Genomic DNA, 25,103 nt, shown 5'->3' with positions numbered 1-25,103 from the left:
CATTTAATAGTATTCCAGCTTAAATCGCAGCGTTGTTCGGTAATTTCCAGCTTTTGGTATATCGTTATTTTTGACTATTCGCGCTTGGTAAAGTAACGCCATCGATTTGGAGTCAATACCAACCGGGGGTAATGGCTTCCCAGGGATTGCTCGTCTGCCATAACGATCGGCAATGGCTAATGACGCACCTCTCGCCTCACCAGAAAGTGCAAAATTCCCATTCCCGTTAGAGGGACCTTCAAACGTCGCAATAAAACGAGGGTTGTCCGCTTCCTGACCTTTTTGTTCAATTAGCGTACATTCCGTTAATCTGATAGAAAAATACTCAATAGGTCCTTGCCCTTCAGTCACCAGCATCGGAATAGAAACCATTGTCAGTGGAATAACTTGTTCACCACTCCCAGCTGCAATCGTGCATGATGGTTCTAAAATCGAGCCTGAAAGATTAAGTGCCCCAAATCGCTGATGCATGTTTTTATCTTGTTTTACATCACTTGCTACTGCTGTTGTTGTCAGTAAGCTGGCAATAAGGCATAGCCATAGTGGTGTCATCTTGCGATTCATATTTTTCTCCGTAAGAAAAAAATCGTTAAAAATAGACACAAGAAAAAAGCCCTGTACATCCCTGTACAGAACTTATTTTTTCTTACTGATAAGTCAGTGCGAAAGTTGCGATTGCAGTGAAGTCACCAGGAACAGCAGCTTCTGCAGAAGAACCTTGTAAGTAAGCAGCAAAGTTCAGATCGTTATTACCATCACGTAATGTTTGAGCAGCGCTTGGTGTACCTAATTTGATTTGTTTACCACCCGCATCAGTGATAACAACAGCAGCATTTTTAGCGATACCTTCAATACCTAAAGAACCAGCTAAGATGTCTGCATCTTCTGAACCAGTGAAGGTTGTTTGAACAGTTTTATAAGTTTCTGTTGTGCAATTCTCTAAAGAAATTTTAAAATCGCGAGAATTACTACGGCCACCATCTTTTAATGCAGCAGTAGAAATTTGACCTAATGGAACAGTTTGATTTTCTGTATCTGGAGTAATTGAACAAGGAGCATCAATAATTGAACCAACAAATTTAACTGTACCATGACCTTGATCTTTTACTGGATCAGCAGCAAATGTAGAACCCGCAGCAACAGATAAACCTAAGCCAAGAACTAACGCTAATTTATTTAATTTCATCTTTTTGTTTCCTAAAATATAAAGGACGAAGACATTAAAAATAATAAATTCATTAGGATTAAATTATTCCTAATTGAATGACTCATTATTGAGTTTTTGAATTTTGGTATACTGATGCCTGTCCAAAACGAAATTAAATCTCGTTAGAAACAAAACAAAATACACCAAATTGTTTTGTTAAAAATTTTCATCTCGAAATCAAACACATTTAGATAATCTAACTTTAAATATCAGAAAAAGAGTTTATAATTCTAAGTGCAATTACTATAATTTGTGAAAAAAGTAAAAAAATTTATTTCTAGATTTTAAACAAAGTAACTAATCATATTTGATTTTTGAAATAATGATAAATATCAATATGTTAAATAAATGATGATATGTGATGAACATTAAATTTGACTTAAGTGAGAAGCCAGAGAATAATAGTAAACAATTTGGTGTATTCTGTTTATTTCTCTAAAGATGGCCGAATTCCTATCTATATTCATTTTTCGCTTTGTCAATCAATCACTTTCATTTTCTAAAAATAAATAAACTTTCAATAAACTTGTTTAAAATTAACAAGTAAAAGTGCAAGCATAAAAAAAACACAACTCTTTATTGATACATATTACTTGTTATAGTTATGTATCAATTGACTTTTGTTCCTTGTTATCTCATTGAAAAGGTTATGAAAATGAAGCAACGTAAGTTTCTTACACGTTTTGAGATCAACTCTATTTTGAAGCAAGCAAAAGAAGGACGGTACCCAGAAAGAGATTACTGTATGTTTTTAATGTGTTTTTTACATGGATTTCGTGTTAGTGAGCTATGCAGACTAACCTTAAGCGATATTGATTTGGAAAGTAGGATACTCTATGTCAGGCGCTTAAAAGGAGGTTTATCAACAACACAACCTATTATAGAAGAGGAATATGATGCGTTAGTTAACTGGTTGAAAAAACGGGAAACATGGAGAGAATCGGATTCTGAATGGGTCTTTTTATCTCAAAAAACAGGCCCAATTTCACGTCAACAAGTTTATGGATTACTTCGTCGTTTAGGTAAGGAAGCTAATGTATCCATTGCCCCTCATCCGCATATGCTTCGCCATGCCTGCGGCTATGCTTTGGCCGATTTAGGTAGAGATACGCGCTTAATTCAGGATTACTTGGGACATCGTAATATTTCACATACTGTTATCTATACTGCAAGTAATTCAAAACGCTTTGTTCACATTTGGGATATAAGAAATTAACATCTGGTTTTTAATTAATATACTTACTGAGAATTAATACACTAAATAGAGTAGGCTATACTTTTTCAATAAGAATAAAGTTAATTTCAATCTAATTAAGAAAATTAGGAAATGTTTTATATTAAATAAATAATCGCTATTACTGGTATTAATAATTTATTAATAATCGTTTTCTAATTAAAGAATAATTTAATAAAGATATTCTTTTTTTGATTATCTTTATTGGAAAACTGTAAGTTTAATATCAATCTTTATTTATAAAAAATATTAAACATTCTTTGTTTGATTTTTAATCAGAAAATAAGGACCTTATTCAAAGAAAATTTCTATTCTTAAAAATTTTATTCATTTGCATTCCATGCACACGCTGTAATATCTCACTATCCCCTACGTTACTGTTAGGGGATAGTTATGAATTATCTTAAAAAAACACCATTATCCTTTTACACAAACAACCTGTCGTAGTGTATGAACAACCTCAACAAGCGATAACTGAGCCTTCATAACAGCATCAATATCCTTATAAGCCATTGGAATTTCATCAATCACATCTTCATCTTTTCGACATTCCACATGCGCTGTAGCTCGAATTTGGTCTTCAACACTAAAGGCTTTTTTTGCTGCGGTTCGACTCATTACGCGTCCTGCACCATGGCTACATGAACAGAAACTTTCGGCATTTCCCTTACCTCTAACAATAAAGCTCTTCGCTCCCATTGAACCCGGAATGATCCCCATTTCACCTTTTTGAGCAGAAACAGCCCCTTTTCGAGTCACCAGAACCTCTTCACCAAAGTGCATTTCTTTTTGCACATAGTTATGGTGGCAGTTCACTGCCTGTTGTTGAGTCGTAAAAGGTTTAGTTATTTCTGTTGATAATGCCGCCAACACACGTTCCATCATAATTTCACGGTTATGTCGAGCAAAATCCTGTGCCCATTCTACGGCTTCTATATAGTCATCATAGAAAAGCGTTCCTTCTTTTAAGTACGCTAAATTTTTGTCTGGCAAGTTAGCGATATGTTCTCTCATGTCTTCTTGTGCCATTTGTATAAATAATGTACCGATAGCATTACCCACACCACGAGATCCACTATGTAGCATTACCCAAACATTATCTGCTTCATCAAGGCACAACTCGATAAAGTGGTTTCCTGTTCCTAATGTACCTAGGTGACGATAGTTATTCGTATTTCGTAAACGCGGATACTTATCAGTTAAAACCTTAAAACGCCCTTCAAGTTGTTGCCAATGTTGATCAACAAGTTTAGGTGGGTTCTTCCATGAACCCCGATCGTTCCCTGACTGATAACTTGTTCGTCCATGAGGTACTGCTCTTTCTATTGCCGTTCTTATGGCAAATAAGTTATCTGGCAGATCATTTGCGTGTAATGATGTTTTTACCGCAATCATTCCACATCCAATATCCACACCAACAGCAGCCGGAATAATCGCACCTTTTGTTGGGATAACACTTCCTATTGTTGAACCTTTCCCTAAGTGAACATCGGGCATTACTGCCATATGTTTAAAAATAAAAGGCATCTTGGCGGTATTGATAAGTTGCTTTAGAGCATCTGCTTCAACAGGTACACCATTTGTCCACATTTTGATTTCAGCAGTCCCTGCTTCTTTTACTATTTGATGATCCAATATCATGCCTGTGCTCCTTTAATTTGTACTAGCCCGTTTAATACTTGGTCTAAACCACCATAAACGGAAATCTTATCAATACGTTCTGCAATACGTTCTACGGTTTCTAGCTCTTTTAATCGTAGAGCTACTGGATTGTTTTCCATCACTTTTGCCGTATTTAATAAAGAACGTGTCGCGGATGTCTCTTCTCTTCGACGTATAACATTAGCCTGAGCTGATTTTTCAGCCTCAACCACCTGCGCTAAAATCGTTTTCATTTCACCCGGTAAAACAATGTCTTTTACCCCTAATGAAGCTACTTCAATGCCATATCCTTTAGTCACTTCCCTGATTTTTTCACTCACTAAACTGTCAATCAGTGTTTTATTTTCTAATAATTCATCCAATGTTCTTGTTCCTACGGCTTCACGTAACGCAAACTGCAACTCTTTATATAAGAACTCAAGAGGTGAACTCAGTAGTTGATACGCAGAAAGCACATCGTAATAACGCCAATTCGCTGACAGATTAATGCGTAAGGTCACTTTATCTTTTGTTAAGATCTCTTGACCACTTACATCGAGTGTTTGCAAGCGCATATCAACGACTTCAACATCAACTTTGTGCTGATAACGCCAATAGCCTTTTAATCCAGGTGGTAATAGTGATTGAGTTTCACCATTAACACGGATAATGCCAGCATGCCATGTCGGAATATCCACACTTAATACACCTTCACTGCCTTTTATCGTCTGGTTACGTAATTTTGGATACTGTAATTTTTTAACCAAAGTTGGCGAAACTTCCAATTCATTTGCTGACAACACTTCCATTGAGCGCTGTGCATAATTCCAATAGAGGCGGCGAGTACTCGGCGATAAGATCTCTTTGAGAGAGCCATTTTCATAAAGTAAGCCAATCTCTTCATCAGATAGCACAATATCAAAACAATATTCACTCACCCATTCTGGATGATATTGGCGTAAAAATTCAGCTTTTTCCCTTTCAATTGCAGGGCCGTTCAATTCCACCAGCTCAACACTTAATTGACGGCGAAGATCGAAAAATTTATGTTCACCCACAGCAAGGACATCAATATATTCATCGTCCTTCTTTAATAAACCCAGTTGTCCCTGTTTCACTTTTATTGTTGTTCTTATCATCATTGCTTCCTTTTTCTCTTCTTTATTATTGGCTTTCTTTTATTACCATTTTTATCGTGACTTGCTTCCCACGAACAAACTTGGCGAAATCGAAGGGAAAACAAGAGAGGAACGATACTTTGTTTGTCTCTTCTTCTGCCTTCAATCCAGCGTAGTTGCTGGTGGATAAGCAAGGTGACGATACTGCTGTCACAACGATTTTTTATATTTAATTTTACATTTGGATTTGTAATGGTTTTGGTGTCAGGAATCGAACCTGAAAATAACCCTCTTCACCTACAGAGTCCCGATGTGGAGGAACACATTTAGATAACACCACAGAGTGTTCTTTATGTGCCTACCAGATTTAAAATCTGCTCAAGACATTAATAATATTGCGAGTATCGTGCCAAGTTTTTAAATATCACCAAAAATATTTATAACTATATGTTTTAATTAACAAAAGGATTTTCAGTGTAATTTTTAAATATTTAGCCATTGAATTAAAATCAATAAAAACTTATCTTTTTATCTACACATTTATAAATATAGATAAAAAGATAAGTAGGGATAACTTAATGAAACGCAAAGTGGTGATTGGTGTTTTAGGCACAACATTAGATAAACGGGGAAAAAGCCATAAAAGATGGAACTCATGGCGTCCAACAATTTCTATTTGCCATCAAAAAGATTTCCCCGTTAGCCGATTGGTCATGATCCATCAACCCAATGATTCAATATTAGCGTCAAAAATCATTGAAGATATTCATACTGTCTCTCCTGATACAGAAGTATTACCTTACGAAATTGATATTAGTGATCCTTGGGATCTGGAAGAGGTTTACAGTCACTTTCTTGATTTTGCAGTGAATTATCCATTTGATACTGAAAATGAAGAATATTATGTCCATATTACAACGGGTACTCACATCGCTCAGATTTGCTGGTTTTTACTGACTGAAGCGCACTACTTACCTGCAAAACTATTACAAACTTCCCCTTCTTCTAAAATCGAAAATGAAGATGGTATCAAAACAGTACAATCAGCCACGGGGAGTTATTCTGTTATTGATCTTGATTTAAGCCGTTATACAAAACTAACCAGCCGATTCGAGCACTACCATAATGAGTCACTCTCTTTCTTAAAATCAGGAATAGCCACACGCAACGAACGTTTTAATACTTTAATTGCTCAGATTGAGCGAGTGGCATTACGCTCTGTTGCGCCCATTTTATTAACAGGCCCTACAGGAGCCGGGAAATCATTTCTTGCTCAGCGTATTTATGAATTACGGCAGTCTCGTCATTTTGTAAAAGGACGTTTTATTGCTGTTAACTGCGCCACTTTGCGCGGTGATAACGCCATGTCTACTTTATTTGGCCACGTAAAAGGGGCATTTACAGGCGCATTACAAGCCAGACAAGGTTTATTAAGGGAGGCCGATAAAGGAATTTTATTTCTTGATGAAATTGCGGAACTAGGACTTGATGAACAAGCAATGTTGCTGAAAGCAATAGAAGAGAAATCTTTTTATCCTTATGGCTCCGATATTGAAGTTCAAAGCGATTTTCAGCTAATTGCGGGAACGCATCGAGATATGGACAAACAAATCGCAAAAGGGCTTTTTCGTGAAGATCTCTATGCGAGGATCAATTTATGGTCTTTTTCACTGCCGGGTTTAGCCGATCGTAAAGAGGATATTGAGCCTAACGTCGATTATGAATTGCATCACTTTGCAAAGCTTTATCAAAAGGCAATTCGCTTTAATTCTGATGCGAAATCACACTATATTCGATTTGCAACATCTGAACAAGCATTATGGCGTGGTAATTTCCGTGAACTTAGTGCTAGTATAACGCGAATGGCAACACTTGCCGAAAATGGTCGTATTACCCTTCCTCTTGTTGATGAAGAAATTAATCGTTTAAAACAAAATTGGGGAGTTACTTCCTCTTCTTTATTTAATAGTACTGATATTGATCTTTTCGATCTTAGCCAACTCAATACAGTTATCAAAACGTGCCAGCAATCATCAACGCTCTCAGAAGCCGGTAGAAAACTTTTCGCAGTATCAAGACAAAATAAAAAACAACCCAACGATGCCGATCGCCTACGTAAATATCTTGCGAAATTCGATTTAAGTTGGGAACAAATTCGACATGGAGAATAATATTTCATTATGGAGCTCACTTTTTTAGGCACTAACGCAGGCGTCCCTTCTAAAGATCGCAATGTCACCAGCATGGTGCTTGATTTACAAAATAAACAAAAAAGTATGTGGATGTTTGATTGTGGTGAAGCGACACAACATCAAATATTGCATACCCGCGTAAAACTACCGCGTTTAAATAAAATTTTTATTACCCACTTACATGGCGATCATATTTTTGGTTTACCGGGATTACTTTGTAGTCGCTCAATGGGAGGAACCGAAACACTTTTAACCGTGTATGGCCCTACGGGTATAAAAACCTTTATAGAAACGGCGTTGACATTAAGCCAATCCTATTTAACGTACCCTATTAATATTGTTGAAATTGACGAAGCGGGCTTTCTGTTTGAAGAGGAAGGCATGAAAGTCAGCTGTGAAGCTCTTTCTCATCCTGTACCTTGTTTTGGTTATCGCTTAGAAGAAGAAAACAGACCGGGTAAATTAGATGCCATAAAATTGAAAGCTGACAATATTCCTGCTGGCCCTTGGCTACAAGAGTTAAAACAAGGTAAAACCATTACATTGCCAGATGGAAGGGTCGTTGACGGCAAAGAGTATATTGGCCCTGAAACAGAAGGCCGTCGTATTGCTATTTTTGGTGATACACAACCCACACCAAATGCATTAAAACTGGCTAATAATGCAGATGTTATTGTTCATGAAGCGACGTTTAAACATGAAATGGCAGAGCAAGCGAATAGCCGTGGACACTCAACAACGGTACAAGCGGCACAATTAGCCAAAGACGCTAATGCCAAAAAGCTGATTATCACACATATTAGTAGTCGCTATTCCCCCGAAGACTGTGTTGGATTACTCAAAGAAAGTCAGCAGATCTTTAGTCATACTGAAATGGCTTCTGATTTTGAGGTATTTAAATTGTAATCGCATTTTCACTAAATAACAGTGGCGATATTATGCCGCCACCGTTATCAATCATATTCCACTCATCAACGTATATTTTAGTGAGTTATCTATACCGTAGTTCGCTTTATCTTCCCATCTAGCAAAATAAAATTAACTTTTCCATCCCAAAATTCAGCTAAGAAAATAGTTTCTGGTTTATCAATATGCTGATTTTTCATCTCTTCTTGAAGCCATGCTTCATCTTTTTCTATTTGCGCTAATTCTGATGTTCGAATAACACCGTCTTTCATAACAATAATCGAAGGCATTTTTGCACCATCACATACCACGGTGATTTGTCCATCAGGTTCAATTTGCGCGTAATTGACCTCTTGAAATGAGTGAATGCCTTGAGCATGAAGACGAGATGTTATATTTAAAATGTCTATTTTGTTCTTTTTCTCCATAATGTTTTCCATTATAAACTCGCCCTTTTTTATAATGGGAATAGGATCACCAATAGTTACTGCACGAAAAAAATTGAATCGCTTACTGATATAATTAAGCAAAGAGATAAAACAAACACCAATTAGGAAGACGATAATATATTGATAAAGAGGGATCGCATCAGTATAAATTACCCCTCCCATAATGCCACCGAGTACAAAATTACCAATAAAATCAATAGGAGTTAATTGAGAGAGTTGTGTTTTACCCGATAAATTCATATGGGCTAATATGATAGTAAAACCAATAATAAATTTGATAATAACCAAAAAGTAATATTCCATTTCCGTCTCACATTTCCAATAATCTCTACGCTTATTATTATAAAGCAGAAAATCTCATCCAGATAAAAATCTAAATTATTTTTGATGATATTTGACTAAGAAAAAACACTTAATATACTTAGATTTGTTGATTTTAAGACTCACACTATACTTATTACGATAGTTTATCCGTAAACTCTTACTATCAACTCAATAGCTTCTCGCCTTTTCTAGTTCTTACGCGGGATATCACTGAATTGTTTTTGAACACACATTTTGGAGAAAAAAATGAATAAAAAACTACTTACTTCATTGGTTCTAGCGGGTCTTGTTACAATTACAGCAGGTTGTGATGATTCATCTAAAAAAGTTGATGAAGGTATTGATAAGGCAAAAGAAACAGCGATTCAAGTAACTGAAACAGCACAAGAGAAAGCAGATGAATTAACACAACAAGCAAAAGACAAAGCGGCCGACTTGAAAGAAGATGCATCGGCAAAAGCAGATGAATTAACACAACAGGCTCAAGAGCTAAAAGATAAAGCTGAACAAAAAGCCGCTGAGTTAAAAACACAAGCTGATGAAAAAACAGATGCTCTAAAAGAGAGCATTTCACAGAAAACTGATGAGCTAAAAGATGCAAGTGTTGCAAAATCTGAAGAAATTAAACAAAGCCTAGAAGCCGAAAGCAATAAGTTATCTGAAAAAGCTGCAGAGCTAAAACAAGATGCGAGCAAAACAGCAGATAACCTGATGCAAGAAGCAGACAACAAGGTTGATCAGTTAAAAGATGATGCATCAAAAACCAGTAATGATGTAAAACAACAAGCTCAAGAGACTGAAAATAAAGCACTTGATAAAGCTGATCAATTAACGGATCAAGCCAAACAAAAAATTGATGATTTAAAAACTGAGAACAAATAATCTGATTTCAGTTTTTTTGATGAATCAAAAGCCAGTAAATTTTCACTGGCTTTTTTTGTACAAAAAAAAGACAAGGGTTGATCGATTAAGCAAAAAATGTAACCATGTTCTCCTTTTTTCAACAGGAGAAACCTATTAAAGAGCGAAATCATTTAATATATAAAGTTATTAATAAATTGATTTAATTGTGTTTTTCTTCATATTGCGGAAAAAATAATTTATTTCCGTTCTTTTATAAAACATCTTTCCAGCTTGGTGTTTTATTCAAATTTTCTTATGAACTTTTCTTTTCTGATAACATAAATAATCAGAAAGTAGGTAGCGAAAAGTCTCTTTCTAGGAAAATAACAAAAAATAGGTTAGCTATGAGTCAACAAAATGATATAACCCCTCAAAAAGTTAGGATGAAAATTAATCCTCCCGTTTTTTATACATCAGCGTTGTTAATTTTATTGGTCGTTGGCTTCTCTGCATTATTTCCAGAGCTGGCTAATGATAAATTAGGTCATCTTCAGGAAAACCTCTTCACAAATGCGAGTTGGTTCTACATTCTAGCCGTAGCATTGGTTTTGCTGAGTGTGACTTATTTAGGTCTTTCCCGTTTTGGTCAAATAAAACTGGGACCCGACCATGCACGCCCTCATTTTAGCTATTTTGCCTGGTTTGCCATGCTCTTTTCTGCGGGAATGGGAATTGGGTTAATGTTCTTTGGCGTTGCTGAACCTGTCATGCATTATTTAATGCCCCCGACCGGTGATGCTCAAACCATAGAAGCAGCCAAAGAAGCTATGCGATTAACTTTTTTCCACTGGGGATTACATGCGTGGGCTATTTATGCCATTGTCGCTTTAATCTTGGCTTTTTTCTCTTATCGCCATGGTTTGCCATTAACATTACGTTCTGCACTTTATCCTATTATTGGTGATCGCATACATGGACCTATTGGTCATGCCGTCGATATTTTTGCTGTTATGGGAACAGTTTTTGGTGTCGCAACTTCTCTTGGTTTCGGTGTTCTGCAAGTTAACGCTGGTTTAAATCACCTTTTTGATGTACCCATTAATCCAACCGTGCAAGTTGTATTGATTGTTGTAATAACAGGACTTGCGACTATTTCAGTTGTTTCTGGATTAGAGAAAGGGATCCGCTTTTTATCTGAACTTAACTTAGGATTAGCGGTAATTCTTCTTTTATTAGTCATTATCCTCGGCCCAACCGTATTGATATTAAAATCATTTGTTGAGAATACGGGGGGATATCTATCCGAAATTGTGAGTAAAACCTTTAATCTTTACGCATACGAACCAAAATCGAGTGACTGGTTAGGGGGATGGACTCTGCTTTATTGGGGCTGGTGGCTTTCATGGTCTCCATTTGTAGGGATGTTTATTGCCCGCATTTCTCGTGGTCGTACTATCCGCGAATTTGTTGTCGGTGTTCTGTTTGTTCCTGCTGGCTTTACTTTACTTTGGATGACAGTGTTTGGTAACACTGCAATCCATTTAATCAAAGATAAAGGTGCCGAGACACTCGCCAATATTGTGCAACAAGATGTTTCCTTGGCTTTATTTGAGTTCTTAAACTATTTTCCATTCTCAACCGTATTATCCTTTGTTGCGATGCTAATGGTCATTGTGTTTTTTGTCACATCTGCGGACTCTGGAGCTATGGTAGTGGACACCTTAGCATCAGGGGGAGATAGTGAAACACCTGTATGGCAACGTATTTTCTGGGCCGCCTTAATGGGTATTTCAGCCATCACTTTATTATTAGCGGGTGGATTAACTGCGCTACAAACAGTCACCATTGCGAGCGCACTTCCCTTCTCAATGGTATTGCTTGCTTCTATATATGGACTAATAAAAGCATTGCGAGTGGATGTATATAAACGTGATAGCCAACAGCTAACGACAATTGCACCACCAGCAAGCCGTAATCCGATCCCTTGGCAACGCCGTTTAAGAAATATTGCCTATTTTCCTAAGCGTTCTCATGTAAAACGTTTTATGGATGAAGTCATTCAGCCATCAATGGAAATGGTTTCTGCGGAACTAAGTAAGCAAGCGATACAATGCTATATTCATAATGAAGAAGAAGATCGTATTGGTTTTGAGGTCGATTTAGGTGATGACTTAAATTTCTTCTATGAAGTTCGTTTGCGTTTTTATACTCAACCGGCCTTTGCTTTAGCGGGATTAAGCGATGAAGAAAAAGACGAAGAACATAAATATTATCGCGCTGAAATTCACTTAAAAGAAGGTGGACAAGATTACGATGTAATGGGTTGGACGAAAGAACAAATCATTCACGATATTCTTGATCAGTATGAAAAACACATTCACTTCTTACATGTGTTAGGTAAGCAATAATTTTACCTGAGTGAAAACAACAAAAAGGAGATGCCATAGCATCTCCTTTTTTCTTATCAAATAACTTATTTCTCTGATTGTTCAACATCATCTGGATTAAGCGCAATCAGCTCTTTTAATAATCCAGCTAGTCGTTGTAGTTTTTCAGTGGAAAATTTTTGCTCAAGTAATTGATAGCCTTCTTCAATTTTAGGCTGAATTTTATCGTATAAACTTTGCCCATTGGCAGACAGTGAAACGAAAAGTTTACGTTGGTCACTCACAGGTTTTAAACGACAAATTAGCTCGTCTCTTTCCATTCTAATAAGAATACCCGTTAGACTTGGTCGAAGAATACACGATTTTTGTGCTAATTCGTGGAAATCAATAGAGCGTTTATCCGCAAGTACGCGAATGATCCGCCACTGCTGTTCTGTCAGATTATGCTCTTTGAGAACAGGTCGAAAAAAACCCATCGCAGATTCCCGTGCTTGTAATAGCGCGATAGTTAATGATTCATGCATAATCAAGAAGCTCTTTATATGGTGTTATAGGTGAAATGACAAAATATCACTCAATAGAGACAGTGAAAAAGTACCGCTACTTATGGTTTATAAAATGACTATATTCTAAGAATAGACTAATTGTTACAATTATTCATATTAACAAATAAATAAAGTTGACTCAATTTTTGCAATTTTATTCCCTTTGTGCAATTTATCACCCATGCTTCTTTTCGTGTTTATTTCATATTCTGCAACATCTTGACCTATACGCAATTTTCATCAATTGGCAATTTGTGTTATCCCTCAGCCAATCCCCCAAAGTAGCCTGATTTGCCTATTATCCTACCTTTAAATTAGGAATAATGGCGCTTAGCGATAAGGTTGTCTCACTATTTTTTGAGATAAAGTTAACAGGTTGTAACAAAGAAAGATTGCTATCTTTGTTTATGCGCGGTAGCGTTACGGCTTTAAAACAACGCAACAAAGAAACCGGCAATAACATTACAACTTTGTTAGCGGAGTAGTTAGGTGATTCTTTAGTTATCTAACTAATAATTATTTTAAGTGAAGACGCCCACAGACGAGAAGTCTGGCAGTAGGAGTAAATAATGTCTGAGGAAAAACAGGCTAACCCACTTTTTCGGGATGCAATGGCAAGCTTAGGCGCTGCGGTCAATATTGTGGCAACAAATGGCGATGCGGGATGTTGTGGCTTAACGGCAACAGCAGTATGTTCCGTTACTGATAACCCACCTACCGTGATGGTTTGCATCAACAGTAAAAGTCAGATGAACTCAATTTTTCAAGAGAATGGAAAATTGAGTATCAATATATTGAATCATGAGCAAGAAGAAATGGCATGCCATTTCGCCGGCATGACAGGGCTCGCGATGGCAGATCGCTTTACCCAACCAGGATGGCAAAACGGACAATTACAACAACCCGTATTAACTAATGCGCTTGCCTGCCTTGAAGGTGATATTTATGATGTGCGCCAAGTCGGTACACATTTTGTTTATATGACCGAAATTAGGAATATTTCAGTACGTGAAGATGGTGATGGACTTATTTATTTCAAACGTCGTTTCCATTCTGTTAAAAATGAACAAGTACCAATCTCCGTTTAACTTTCACTTATTTTACCTCAAAATAAAAACGCACTTTTAATAAGGGCGTTTTTTATTGATTATAATCACAAAGTAAAATTAAATATTTATTTATATTAAGTGAATATTTATTTAATTAAATAACATTGGCTGACTTTTAGGTATTTATTAAATATTTATTAACATCTGTTTGTTATAAAAGAATAATTTTTAATTATAGTGAAAAAATTCTTTCTAGAATCAATCAGTCACATAATCAAGAATATTTCCCCTCCACTTTTTCCCTTTATCTTTATTTAATTTAATCAGATTAAAATATAAACAAACAATAATCTTACTGGTTATATTTCATACCAAACATCAATTAAATGACTTTATTTGAAAATAAACTAATGAATATTTTTTTCAATCTGGTATTAATCTTACCTACAGTGTGATCAACCTTTGAGAAGTCATTCTATCAATATATTAGTCTACTCGACTTGCTGATTACCTTCTTAAATTTGCAAACATCACTCTAAATGCGACAGATAATGTTACCGTTGTGTAACATTCCTCGTGAATGTGAGTAAATAACATCGTTGTTGAAAATAAATAATAATTAGGGGCATTACAGATATGGATAAACCCGCTCAAGTCGGTTTATTACAACAGCCTAAACCATTCTTTATGATTTTCTTTGTAGAATTATGGGAACGTTTTGGTTACTACGGCGTACAAGGTATTCTTGCCGTTTATTTTGTTAGTAAACTCGGTTTCTCTCAAGAACAGGCTTTCATTACTTTTGGTGCATTCTCTGCACTGGTTTATGGGCTTATTTCTATTGGTGGTTATGTTGGTGACCACTTATTAGGAACAAAACGAACAATTGTTTTAGGTGCTATTGTCTTGGCTATCGGTTATTTCATGACTGGTATGTCAATTATGTATCCTAATTTAATTTTCTATGCATTAGGAACTATCGCAGTTGGTAATGGTTTATTTAAAGCCAACCCTGCCAGCCTATTAGCAAAATGTTATCCACCTAAAGATCCACGTCTTGATGGCGCATTTACGCTATTTTATATGTCGATTAATATCGGCTCATTAATTTCTTTATCTATCGCCCCTGTACTTGCTGAACGCTACGGATATGCACTGACTTATAATATCTGTGGTATTGGCTTGATCATGGCGTTATTAGTCTATTTCTTCTGTCGTAAAATGGTTGCCAATATTGGTTCTGAACCTGACCATTTACCAATGAGCTTTAGCAAACTACTATTAGTTATTGCGGGTTCTGTTGCGATGGTATTTGTTTGTGCATGGCTACTGCACAACGTGATGATTGCAAATATCGTTTTAGTCAGCCTGTCTATTATTGTTGTCTTCATTTATTTCCGTGAAGCTTTTAAACAAAAAGATAGAGTTGCACGTAATAAAATGTATGTTGCATTTGTTCTGATGTTAGAAGCTGTTGTTTTCTACATTCTGTATGCACAGATGCCAACTTCACTGAACTTCTTTGCTATTCATAACGTTCACCACACACTTTTAGGCTTTGATATTAACCCTGTAAGTTTCCAAGCACTAAATCCATTCTGGATCATTATTGCTAGCCCAATCCTTGCAATCGCTTATAGCCATTTTGGCGCGAAAGGTAAAGACTTATCAATGCCAGCGAAGTTTACCGCAGGTATGCTTCTGTGCTCGTTAGGATTCCTTACAGCGGCAGCATCAGGCATGTGGTTTGCCGATGCTCAAGGCTTGACTTCACCTTGGTTTATCGTTCTGGTTTATTTATTCCAGAGCTTAGGTGAATTGATGATCAGTGCGTTAGGTTTAGCAATGGTTGCAGCGTTCGTACCGCAATACATGATGGGCTTTATTTTAGGTATGTGGTTCTTAACGCAAGCTACGGCTTATTTGCTAGGCGGTTATGTAGCAACCTTCACCGCAGCACCAGAAGGTATTACTGATCCACTACAAACATTACCTATTTACACTGATGTGTTTGGTAAAATTGGTATTGTGACCTTAATTGTAGGTATCGTTATGTGGGCAACAGTACCTTTATTAAATCGTATGATGAAAGAAGAAAGCAAAGGCGCTAAAATCACTGGCTGATCTTCCAAATAATATATTGCTCGATTTAAGCGTCTATTTATTAATAGGCGCTTTTTTATATCTGCTTTATCTCAACGTTAGATTTTATTTCGTATTGGCTAGATATTGCTAATAGAGACTAACCTACATCCCCCCTTCGCGCCCAACCTTAATAATAAATATCATCATAACCAAACTCCCTAATCGCTTTTTATCAGGTATAAAAAAACCCGCCAAATAAGCGGGTTTAGTTTAATCATTAAGAGTAACTCAATTACAGAACGTCAACTGAATTCAGTTCTTTAAATGCTTGTTCTAAACGAACAACCATAGATGCTTGTGCTTGACGTAACCAGTTACGTGGATCGTAGTATTTCTTGTTAGGTTTATCAGCACCTTCTGGGTTACCTAATTGGCCTTGCAGATAGCCTTCGTTCTTTTTATAGAACTGTAAGATACCATCCCAAGTTGCCCACTGAGTATCGGTATCGATATTCATTTTGATAACACCATAGTCAACGGCTTCTTTGATTTCTTCTGCAGAAGAACCAGAACCGCCATGGAAAACAAAATCTAAACTATTATGTGGCAGATTAAATTTCTCTGATACGTAGTCTTGTGAGTTACGTAGAATTTTTGGCGTTAACTGAACGTTACCTGGTTTATAAACACCATGAACGTTACCGAAAGATGCCGCGATAGTGAAACGAGGGCTTACCGCACTCAGTTTTTCGTATGCGTAAGCAACATCTTCTGGTTGAGTATAAAGCGCAGAGCTGTCCATACCTGTGTTATCAACACCGTCTTCTTCACCACCAGTACAGCCTAATTCGATTTCTAAAGTCATATCGATTTTAGCCATACGCGCTAAATATTTAGCACAGATTTCGATGTTTTCTTCTAATGACTCTTCAGATAAGTCAATCATGTGAGAAGAGAACAGTGGTTTACCTGTTTTAGCATAGTGTTTTTCACCTGCATCTAACAGACCATCAATCCATGGTAATAATTTTTTCGCACAGTGGTCTGTATGCAGAATAACAGGAACACCGTAGTATTCGGCCATTTGATGCACATGATGAGCACCAGAAATTGCGCCTAAAATAGCAGCTTGCTGTGGTACATCAGATTTAAGACCTTTACCTGCGATAAATGCAGCACCACCGTTAGAGAACTGTACAATAACAGGAGAACGAACTTTCGCAGCAGCTTCTAACACAGCATTGATTGAGTCAGTACCTACACAGTTAACCGCAGGCAGAGCAAATTTATTTTCTTTTGCTACTGCAAATACTTTTTGTACATCATCACCAGTGATGACACCCGGTTTCACGAAATCAAAAACTTTAGACATGTAATAAGATCCTATATTTGGAACAGGTAGAAAATAACTTTCTACCTGTATGAGCTGACTTAATTACTGTTTAGCGCGTTCTTCTAACATTGCAACAGCAGGAAGTTTTTTGCCTTCAACGAATTCTAAGAAAGCACCACCACCGGTTGAAATGTAAGAGATTTTGTCTGCGATATCAAATAAATCAATAGCAGCCAGCGTATCACCACCACCTGCGATAGAGAACGCTTCGCTTTCTGCGATTGCATTAGCGATGATTTCTGTACCTTTACGGAAGTTAGGGAATTCAAACACACCTACTGGGCCATTCCACAGGATAGTTTTCGCATTTTTCAGGATTTCAGCTAAACGCTCCGCAGTCACATCACCGATATCCAGTACTTGTTCATCATCTTTGATGTCGTTTGCTGATTTTAAAACAGCTTCTGCTGTTTCAGAGAATTCAGTCGCAACGCGAACATCACTTGGTACTGGAATATCACATTTTTCCATCAGCTTTTTAGCATCATCAACAAGGTCTGCTTCATATAAAGAGCGACCTACTGGATGACCTTCTGCTGCGATAAAGGTATTTGCGATACCACCACCAACGATTAATTGGTCAGCAATTTTTGATAAAGAATCTAATACAGTCAGTTTAGTTGAAACTTTAGAACCACCAACAATCGCAACCATTGGGCGAGCTGGTTTATCTAATGCTTTACCTAATGCTTCAAGTTCTGCTGATAACAGTGGACCTGCACAAGCAACTTGTGCAAATTTAGCAACGCCATGAGTTGACGCTTGAGCACGGTGAGCAGTACCGAATGCATCCATTACGAATACATCACATAATGCAGCGTATTGTTTAGACAGAGTTTCGTCGTCTTTCTTTTCGCCTTTGTTAAAACGAACGTTTTCAAGAACAACTAATTCGCCTGCATTGACTTCAACACCATTTAAATAGTCTTTAGCAAGACTAACTGGTGCAGTTAATTTGTCTTTCAGATAGTCAACAACTGGTTTTAAAGAGAACTCTTCGTTGTACTCACCTTCGGTAGGACGACCTAAGTGAGAAGTTACCATCACTTTAGCGCCTTGTTTTAACGCGGCTTCAATTGTTGGTAAAGAAGCACGGATACGCGCATCTGAAGTCACTTTACCATCTTTAACTGGAACGTTCAGGTCAGCACGGATAAGAACTCGTTTACCCGCTAGGTCTAAATCGGTCATCTTAATTACAGACATGATGAATCCTCTCATTGATTCTCTAAAATTTAGTAATCTTCTGTTCAGTGCGTCGTATTATTACGCGACACCGTCATTAAAACATGATTATTTAAAACCAGTTGCAGCCATTGCTAACGTTGTATCAAGCATTCTGTTAGCAAAGCCCCATTCATTATCACACCAGACTAAAGTCTTGATCAGGTGTTGCCCACTGACTCTTGTTTGTGTGCCATCAACGATTGCACTATGAGGGTCGTGGTTAAAATCAGTTGAGACTAATGGCAATTCTGTGTAATCCACTATACCACGAAATGCGCCAGTTGCTGATTTTTGAATTAACCGATTGACATCTAACACATTTACAGCAGTTTTTACAGTGACACTTAAATCAATTGCCGTCACATTAATTGTAGGAACTCGTACAGAAATTGCCTCAAAATGATCCTTAAATTTCGGGAAAATTCGAGTAATTCCCGCAGCCAACTTCGTATCAACTGGAATAATAGATTGTCCAGCTGCACGAGTACGACGTAAATCTTTATGGTATGCATCAATCACGGGTTGATCGTTCATGGCTGCATGGATTGTTGTTACAGTTCCTGATTCTATATTAAATGCGTCATCCATCATTTTAATAATGGGAATAATGCAATTTGTTGTACAAGATGCGTTTGAAACAATTCGGTGCTCTTTTTTTAGTTCGTGTTGATTGACACCAAAAACGACTGTTGCATCTAAATCGGTTGTACCGGGATGAGAAAAAAGCACTTTCTTTGCACCTTGTGCAATATGCGCTTCGCCATCAGCACGGGAGCCATAAGCACCACTACAATCAAGTACAACATCGATACCAAGTTCACCCCAAGGTAAATCAGTGATATCAGCGTGGTGAAAAAGTCGAATAGTATCATCACCTACTTGCAATAAATCGTTATTAATTCGTACATCCCAAGCAAAACGTCCGTGACTAGAGTCATACTTGAGAAGATGCCCAATACCTTGCGCATCAGCCAATTCATTTATTGCAACAACCGTTATTTCAGCTCGTTTACCTGATTCATAAAGCGCTCTTAACACATTACGCCCTATACGGCCAAAACCGTTAATAGCGACTCTGATTGTCATGTGACTCCCTTGATAACTTGTGATTTGCAACCGCTTAGAATAATAGAGCAAGATACTAATCAACAACGATAAATCAAGTAAATCTAGAAATTGTGCAGTCACCGACATTTCAGGATTAACTGAAACGGTTCAGCTTACTGATAATCAGATTACGAGAAATGAGAGAAGATCGCAATAGTAAACAAAGATGGAAGGATAAAAAAAGAGCACATCTGAGAAATTCTTCCCAAAAATGTGCTCTTGTTAACACTTATTGATTATTTAAGTAAAGATTTTGCCTGTGTAACCACATTTTCAACAGTAAAACCAAACTCTTCAAATAGTTCGTTTGCAGGCGCAGATTCACCGAAGCTGCGCATACCTACAATCGCACCATCTAAACCAACATACTTGAACCAGTAGTCAGCAATACCTGCTTCGATAGCAACACGAGCTTTCACTGATTCTGGTAATACTGCTTCACGGTAATCTGCATCTTGTTTATCAAATGCATCAGTTGCTGGCATAGAAACAACACGTACTTTACGGCCTTCAGCTGTCAGTTGTTCATAAGCGCTAACCGCTAATTCAACTTCAGAGCCTGTTGCGATAAAGATTAATTCTGGAGTACCTGCGCAATCTTTCAGGATGTAACCACCCTTCTCGATATTTGCCAGTTGCTCTGGAGTACGAGGTTGTTGTGCAAGATTTTGACGAGAGAAGATCAGAGCTGTTGGGCCATCTTTACGATCTATTGCATATTTCCATGCAACAGCTGATTCAACTTGGTCACATGGACGCCATGTGCTCACGTTTGGTGTTACACGCAGGCTAGCCATTTGCTCAACAGGTTGGTGAGTTGGGCCATCTTCACCCAGACCGATAGAGTCATGAGTATAAACAAAGATACTACGGATCTTCATCAGTGCAGCCATACGTACAGCATTACGTGCATATTCCATAAACATCAGGAAGGTAGCGCCATAAGGAACAAAACCGCCGTGTAATGCAATACCGTTCATGATTGCAGACATACCAAATTCACGTACACCGTAATGGATGTAGTTACCCGCTTTGTCTTCATTCAGCGCTTTAGAACCAGACCACATAGTCAGGTTACTTGGTGCTAAGTCCGCAGAACCACCCATAAATTCTGGTAATACTTTACCGAATGCTTCTAATGCATTTTGAGATGCTTTACGGCTTGCAATGCTTGAAGGGTTTTGTTGCAGATTTTCAATAAATGCTTTGGAATCTTTTTCCCAGTTTGCTGGTAATTCACCAGAAATACGACGTTTAAATTCAGCCGCTAATTCAGGGAACTGTGCTGCGTATGCGGCAAATTTAGCATCCCATGCAGCTTCTTTTGCTTTACCCGCTTCTTTTGCATCCCACTCTTTATAGATTTCTTGTGGAATTTCGAATGCACCGTATTCCCAACCTAACGCTTTACGTGTTTCAGCAATTTCTGCATCACCTAATGGAGAACCGTGGGAATCAGCAGTACCTGCTTTATGAGGAGAACCAAAACCGATAGTGGTTTTACAAATCAACAGTGAAGGTTTGTCAGTGATTTTTTTTGCTGCTTCAACAGCGGCTTTAATGCTTGCTGCATCGTGACCATCAATGCCACTAATTACATGCCAGCCATAAGCGTCGAAACGTTCTGCTGTGTTATCAGTAAACCAACCATGCACTTGACCATCAATAGAGATACCATTGTCATCGTAAAATGCGATCAGTTTACCTAACTGTAATGTTCCCGCTAAAGAACATGCTTCATGAGAGATACCTTCCATCATACAACCATCACCCATAAAGGCGTAGGTGTAGTGGTCAACGATATCATGACCAGGACGGTTAAATTGAGCCGCTAATGTACGTTCTGCAATTGCAAAACCCACTGCGTTTGCAATACCTTGACCTAAAGGACCTGTTGTTGTTTCAACACCCGCGGTGTAACCATATTCTGGGTGACCTGGTGTTTTAGAATGCAATTGACGGAAATTTTTCAGATCATCTAAAGAAAGATCATAACCAGACAGGTGCAGTAAGCTGTAAATCAGCATTGAAGCATGACCATTAGATAAAACGAAACGGTCACGATCAGCCCAGTTAGGGTTAATTGGATTATGATTTAAAAAATCACGCCATAATACTTCTGCAATATCAGCCATACCCATAGGGGCGCCAGGGTGTCCTGATTTAGCTTTTTGCACAGCATCCATACTTAAAAAACGGATCGCATTAGCAAGGGTTTTACGAGTGGTCATTTTCTACTCCAAGTCGGATAAAAAGCATCTAGATAGCTGATTCTCTCAATGCGGGCAAAAAACCGCAATATAAAAAATCCACAAAGGTGGCTATCGTAATTAGCATAAAGCAATAATTCTTTGATTTGCACAGCATTTTTTACGATTAAAGCGGAAAATAACATTACACCACCGCATTGTTGCGCAACAAAAAGCAAAAAAGACAATAATTTGCGCAATTGAGAAGCGTGCTATTAAACCTTAGCTTGATATGACTAATCAAGATAAAATTTTATTGCTGAATTATCCATCAAATCAAACAAATACTGTATTTGTTTTAATTATAACCTAATAACTAACTAAACTTGTTGCAAGGACGTAGAATTATAAGAGCTTAAAAAAGATAAAAAGCAGATAATTCACTGATTCAGTAATAAAAATCTTATTTACATCATATATAGCTAAAAGGAAAAATCAGCGTAACGTAAATGTTACTTTTTAATATTAATAAAAAAGGATAAAAACAAATTTAATTCTAGTTGTCACTCTAACTGAAAACTCTTTTTAAATAACTAGCAGTTAAATCACCACTAATTTCTTTTTATAAAAACCTATCGGAAAATGACCTTGGTAGTAAATCTGAATGATCCTTTCCCAGTTGTCACCATAATTGAAGTATTTTTCAGTAAGATACTGCCTAAATGCGTAACATATCGCATTTCTTGCTGCAATTTTAAAGTTATGTACATCGTATTGAAATTGACTATCTGGTACAGAAAACGCTTTTAGACTCTCTATCACGGCTTTACTGACAACTAATCGCATCTCGGCCAAATCTTTGGGGTATTCTTGTTTTATATAGAAAGGATCATCTTGCGTAGGAGAAGTTGGCAACCATTCAACATTTAAAGACGATTCAAAACAAGCTTGGATACTTTGAAAATAGATAATTTTCTTATCATCAATGCTTCCCTTTCCCATATTAGAAAAGAAAGGTGTAATGCTGACTTTTTGTTGGATTTCGTTAAAAAAGCTCATGGCTAATAGACTCAATTATTTCTACGTTAATTCTGTCTGATTTCAACATAACATAATGATTATGTTTTTTTAGATAGCATACTTAAACGTAAATAAAATTCCGTGTTCATAAATTAATCCTAAATATCCCTAAGACTATTATTTGATACCGCGCAGGCTGTCTTTCACCAATAGCAAATAAACCAAGCAACTGCATATTTTCTTTTTTTGATTTTTGAATATCACACATTACCGATAAACCATCATAGCTATAGCGCGTTCCTAGATTTAAAGTAAGTCCTTTAATCTTATTTATTACCTGCTGTGTTACCTCTTCATCTAAGCTGTCTAAGTCTCTTAATTGCGTTACGCTAACTGACATATCTTCATCATAATAAGGACATTGAATAAGGTGATTTAACTGATAAAAATCATCTTCAAAACCATCATAAACTAGCTCTTTTTTCTTTATATTTTTCATCTTATTCAGGTCTTAATTGATACCAAAATGAAGTTGTTTGAGATGAGGTTAGCTCAATAATTCTCTCTGGCGAAATATCTGTTAAAAACAGTGTGGCAACTGCGCGAAAAAAAACACAAAAATTCACTGCAATATGTTCGAAACTATCCATAGATGATTCACTCGTCATTGCAAAAACATTCCCTGTTTGAGTATTTAATAAGATGGTATAAGGATCTGACAATGCAATAACAATGATGTTTTCAGGTCGTTTATCACCAATCCACCATTGAGCAAACTCATTAGGACTATTTAGCATGAAAAGTCTTTCAAGATAATCTTCACCACAGCCAAAACTGATATTAAATAATGAGAAATTATCTAAATTATAGAGAGAAATAAAAGAAGTAAAATCATCAGGAAGGGAGAGTGTTAGCGTCTGTTCTAGCAAACCTAAACCAGTAAGAGGTGTTGTTCTTTTAAAAAGAATTAAATCATTAAAATCCTCACCTAAAGGAGAAAATTTATCTTCTAACTCTTTTGTGATTTGGTCGAGAGTTAATAACATAAGAACTGCCTCAAGAATAGTGTTAACTATTAAGATAAGATAGCGTATTAACTGAGGATTGGAATAATTAAAATTTGAAGTTTTTTAGGCTAATAAAGCAAAAAACCCCAGCATAAATGCTGGGGTTTGGAATGTTGGCGGAACGGACGGGACTCGAACCCGCGACCCCCTGCGTGACAGGCAGGTATTCTAACCAACTGAACTACCGCTCCGCGTATCCTTTCGGACGAGGTGAATATTACGAATCTCTTGCCTTGTCGTCAACTGTTTTTCTAACAAAAAGATGCATTTGGATAGTTTTTAATCTCAACTAAACAATTCTGCTTTTTTTATATTCAAACCGCCTCATCATTTGATGCAGGACGCCATAAACAATGCCCACCTTTCTTCTCAACTAAGTCTAATCGAGACTCATGCTCAGCAAGTTCTTCTGCGGTGGCTCTTATTACTCTTAAACCTGAAACTGGGCGCTCGATACGCTGAATATCATTTTGCTCTTGTTCGTTACTTGATTCACCATCCATTGAAAATGCTAGTGCTGTTTGTCCACCAGTCATCGCCAAGTAAACATCAGAAAGTATTTCAGCATCCAATAACGCGCCGTGAAGAGTACGTTTAGAATTATCTATAAAGTATCTATCACATAAGGCATCAAGGTTATTTCGTTTGCCGGGGAATAATGCCCTTGCCATTGCAAGGCTATCAGTAATTTGGCAGAACGTTTCAGTAGGCGGAATATCACGATTAAGCTTTCTAAACTCATAGTCCATAAAGCCGATATCGAACGATGCGTTATGAATGATCAGCTCTGCGCCACGGATATATTCTAAAAATTCGTCAGCAATATCGGCAAAAGAAGGACAATCCTCTAAAAACTCATCACTAATACCGTGAACTTCAAATGCTTCAGGATCAACTAATCTTTCAGGCTTAATATAAACATGGAAATTTCGCCCTGTTAATCGACGATTGATAACCTCTACGGCACCAATTTCAATGATATTATGACCTTCATAATGAACGCCCAGCTTATTCATACCGGTGGTTTCGGTATCAAGTACAATTTGTCGTGTGATTGGAGTGCTCATAATCCGTTTTTATGTCAGACTTAGGGTTAGTTTTTCGTATTAATCAAAAAGGA

21 protein-coding genes and 1 tRNA gene are annotated in these 25,103 nt (G+C 37.1%); 7 read left to right on the top strand and 15 right to left on the bottom strand.

From position 1 onward, the window contains the following. Positions 1-3: 3 nt before the first annotated feature. The gene (locus tag NBG71_RS12310; protein WP_143484144.1) at positions 4-552 is read right to left on the bottom strand and encodes a fimbrial protein; all 549 of its coding nucleotides are present in this window, start codon (positions 550-552) and stop codon (positions 4-6) included. Positions 553-646: 94 nt separating this feature from the next. Then, positions 647-1,186 (bottom strand): fimbrial protein, encoded by a 540-nt coding sequence (locus tag NBG71_RS12305; RefSeq protein WP_075673416.1) that lies wholly within the window; start codon positions 1,184-1,186, stop codon positions 647-649. A 676-nt stretch (positions 1,187-1,862) separates the two neighbouring features. On the opposite strand from NBG71_RS12305, the gene mrpI reads away from it, so the two are divergent. Further along, entirely contained in the window at positions 1,863-2,423 is a 561-nt protein-coding gene (gene mrpI, locus NBG71_RS12300; RefSeq protein ID WP_075673415.1) for a phase variation DNA invertase MrpI, read from the top strand. Between the two features lie 435 nt (positions 2,424-2,858). On the opposite strand, the gene NBG71_RS12295 is transcribed toward mrpI, so the two are convergent. Beyond that, positions 2,859-4,082 carry an RtcB family protein gene (locus NBG71_RS12295; protein WP_156733074.1) on the bottom strand — a complete coding sequence of 408 codons (1,224 nt, stop codon included), beginning with the start codon at positions 4,080-4,082 and terminating at the stop codon, positions 2,859-2,861. After that, complete coding sequence (locus NBG71_RS12290; protein WP_250916906.1) at positions 4,079-5,218, bottom strand: slipin family protein; 1,140 nt, start codon at positions 5,216-5,218, stop codon at positions 4,079-4,081. The genes NBG71_RS12295 and NBG71_RS12290 overlap by 4 nt, the downstream gene beginning before the upstream one ends. A 560-nt stretch (positions 5,219-5,778) precedes the next feature. On the opposite strand from NBG71_RS12290, the gene rtcR reads away from it, so the two are divergent. Then, on the top strand, positions 5,779-7,371 hold the full coding sequence (gene rtcR / locus NBG71_RS12285; RefSeq protein WP_191901813.1) for an RNA repair transcriptional activator RtcR: 1,593 nt from the start codon (positions 5,779-5,781) through the stop codon (positions 7,369-7,371). Between the two features lie 9 nt (positions 7,372-7,380). Then, positions 7,381-8,298 (top strand): ribonuclease Z, encoded by a 918-nt coding sequence (gene rnz / locus NBG71_RS12280; protein WP_159241693.1) that lies wholly within the window; start codon positions 7,381-7,383, stop codon positions 8,296-8,298. An 89-nt stretch (positions 8,299-8,387) separates the two neighbouring features. On the opposite strand, the gene NBG71_RS12275 is transcribed toward rnz, so the two are convergent. Then, positions 8,388-9,050 carry a DUF421 domain-containing protein gene (locus NBG71_RS12275; RefSeq protein WP_099659922.1) on the bottom strand — a complete coding sequence of 221 codons (663 nt, stop codon included), beginning with the start codon at positions 9,048-9,050 and terminating at the stop codon, positions 8,388-8,390. A gap of 267 nt (positions 9,051-9,317) precedes the next feature. On the opposite strand from NBG71_RS12275, the gene NBG71_RS12270 reads away from it, so the two are divergent. Together NBG71_RS12270 and betT are read left to right on the top strand one after the other, a co-directional pair. Continuing rightward, positions 9,318-9,953: a hypothetical protein gene (locus tag NBG71_RS12270; RefSeq protein ID WP_250916886.1), complete on the top strand. Its 636-nt coding sequence runs from the start codon at positions 9,318-9,320 to the stop codon at positions 9,951-9,953. 365 nt (positions 9,954-10,318) lie between these two features. Next, positions 10,319-12,322 carry a choline BCCT transporter BetT gene (gene betT / locus NBG71_RS12265; RefSeq protein ID WP_159241694.1) on the top strand — a complete coding sequence of 668 codons (2,004 nt, stop codon included), beginning with the start codon at positions 10,319-10,321 and terminating at the stop codon, positions 12,320-12,322. A 65-nt stretch (positions 12,323-12,387) separates the two neighbouring features. On the opposite strand, the gene hpaR is transcribed toward betT, so the two are convergent. Continuing rightward, entirely contained in the window at positions 12,388-12,825 is a 438-nt protein-coding gene (gene hpaR / locus NBG71_RS12260) for a homoprotocatechuate degradation operon regulator HpaR (RefSeq protein WP_075673407.1), read from the bottom strand. A gap of 590 nt (positions 12,826-13,415) precedes the next feature. On the opposite strand from hpaR, the gene hpaC reads away from it, so the two are divergent. Both hpaC and dtpB read left to right on the top strand, forming a co-directional pair. Then, a complete protein-coding gene (hpaC, locus tag NBG71_RS12255) occupies positions 13,416-13,934 on the top strand; it encodes a 4-hydroxyphenylacetate 3-monooxygenase, reductase component (protein ID WP_075673406.1) in 519 nt (172 codons plus the stop codon). A 597-nt stretch (positions 13,935-14,531) separates the two neighbouring features. Next, complete coding sequence (gene dtpB / locus NBG71_RS12250; protein ID WP_196728687.1) at positions 14,532-16,019, top strand: dipeptide/tripeptide permease DtpB; 1,488 nt, start codon at positions 14,532-14,534, stop codon at positions 16,017-16,019. 253 nt (positions 16,020-16,272) lie between these two features. Here dtpB and fbaA read toward each other — a convergent pair whose 3' ends face one another. The 9 genes from fbaA to dnaQ form a co-directional block, all read right to left on the bottom strand. Beyond that, on the bottom strand, positions 16,273-17,352 hold the full coding sequence (fbaA, locus tag NBG71_RS12245; protein ID WP_099659923.1) for a class II fructose-bisphosphate aldolase: 1,080 nt from the start codon (positions 17,350-17,352) through the stop codon (positions 16,273-16,275). A 63-nt stretch (positions 17,353-17,415) separates the two neighbouring features. Further along, positions 17,416-18,579: a phosphoglycerate kinase gene (gene pgk / locus NBG71_RS12240; protein WP_075673403.1), complete on the bottom strand. Its 1,164-nt coding sequence runs from the start codon at positions 18,577-18,579 to the stop codon at positions 17,416-17,418. Positions 18,580-18,666: 87 nt separating this feature from the next. Next, complete coding sequence (epd, locus tag NBG71_RS12235; protein WP_075673402.1) at positions 18,667-19,686, bottom strand: erythrose-4-phosphate dehydrogenase; 1,020 nt, start codon at positions 19,684-19,686, stop codon at positions 18,667-18,669. Between the two features lie 257 nt (positions 19,687-19,943). After that, a complete protein-coding gene (gene tkt, locus NBG71_RS12230) occupies positions 19,944-21,938 on the bottom strand; it encodes a transketolase (protein ID WP_250916885.1) in 1,995 nt (664 codons plus the stop codon). Positions 21,939-22,496: 558 nt separating this feature from the next. After that, positions 22,497-22,955: a hypothetical protein gene (locus tag NBG71_RS12225; RefSeq protein WP_099659925.1), complete on the bottom strand. Its 459-nt coding sequence runs from the start codon at positions 22,953-22,955 to the stop codon at positions 22,497-22,499. A gap of 106 nt (positions 22,956-23,061) precedes the next feature. Next, positions 23,062-23,415, bottom strand: coding sequence for a hypothetical protein (locus tag NBG71_RS12220; RefSeq protein ID WP_075673399.1), 354 nt, complete (start codon positions 23,413-23,415; stop codon positions 23,062-23,064). Between the two features lies 1 nt (position 23,416). Further along, positions 23,417-23,962 carry a nuclease gene (locus NBG71_RS12215; protein ID WP_075673398.1) on the bottom strand — a complete coding sequence of 182 codons (546 nt, stop codon included), beginning with the start codon at positions 23,960-23,962 and terminating at the stop codon, positions 23,417-23,419. A 135-nt stretch (positions 23,963-24,097) separates the two neighbouring features. Beyond that, a tRNA-Asp gene (locus NBG71_RS12210) sits at positions 24,098-24,174 on the bottom strand. A gap of 123 nt (positions 24,175-24,297) precedes the next feature. After that, on the bottom strand, positions 24,298-25,050 hold the full coding sequence (gene dnaQ, locus NBG71_RS12205) for a DNA polymerase III subunit epsilon (RefSeq protein WP_075673397.1): 753 nt from the start codon (positions 25,048-25,050) through the stop codon (positions 24,298-24,300). Positions 25,051-25,103 lie beyond the last annotated feature (53 nt).

Origin of the sequence: Proteus sp. FZP2095 (assembly GCF_023701425.1) — a bacterium.
Classification (GTDB): Bacteria; Pseudomonadota; Gammaproteobacteria; order Enterobacterales; family Enterobacteriaceae; genus Proteus; species Proteus cibarius.
Note: the sequence above shows the minus strand (reverse complement) of the source record. Positions and strands in the feature narration are given on the sequence as shown.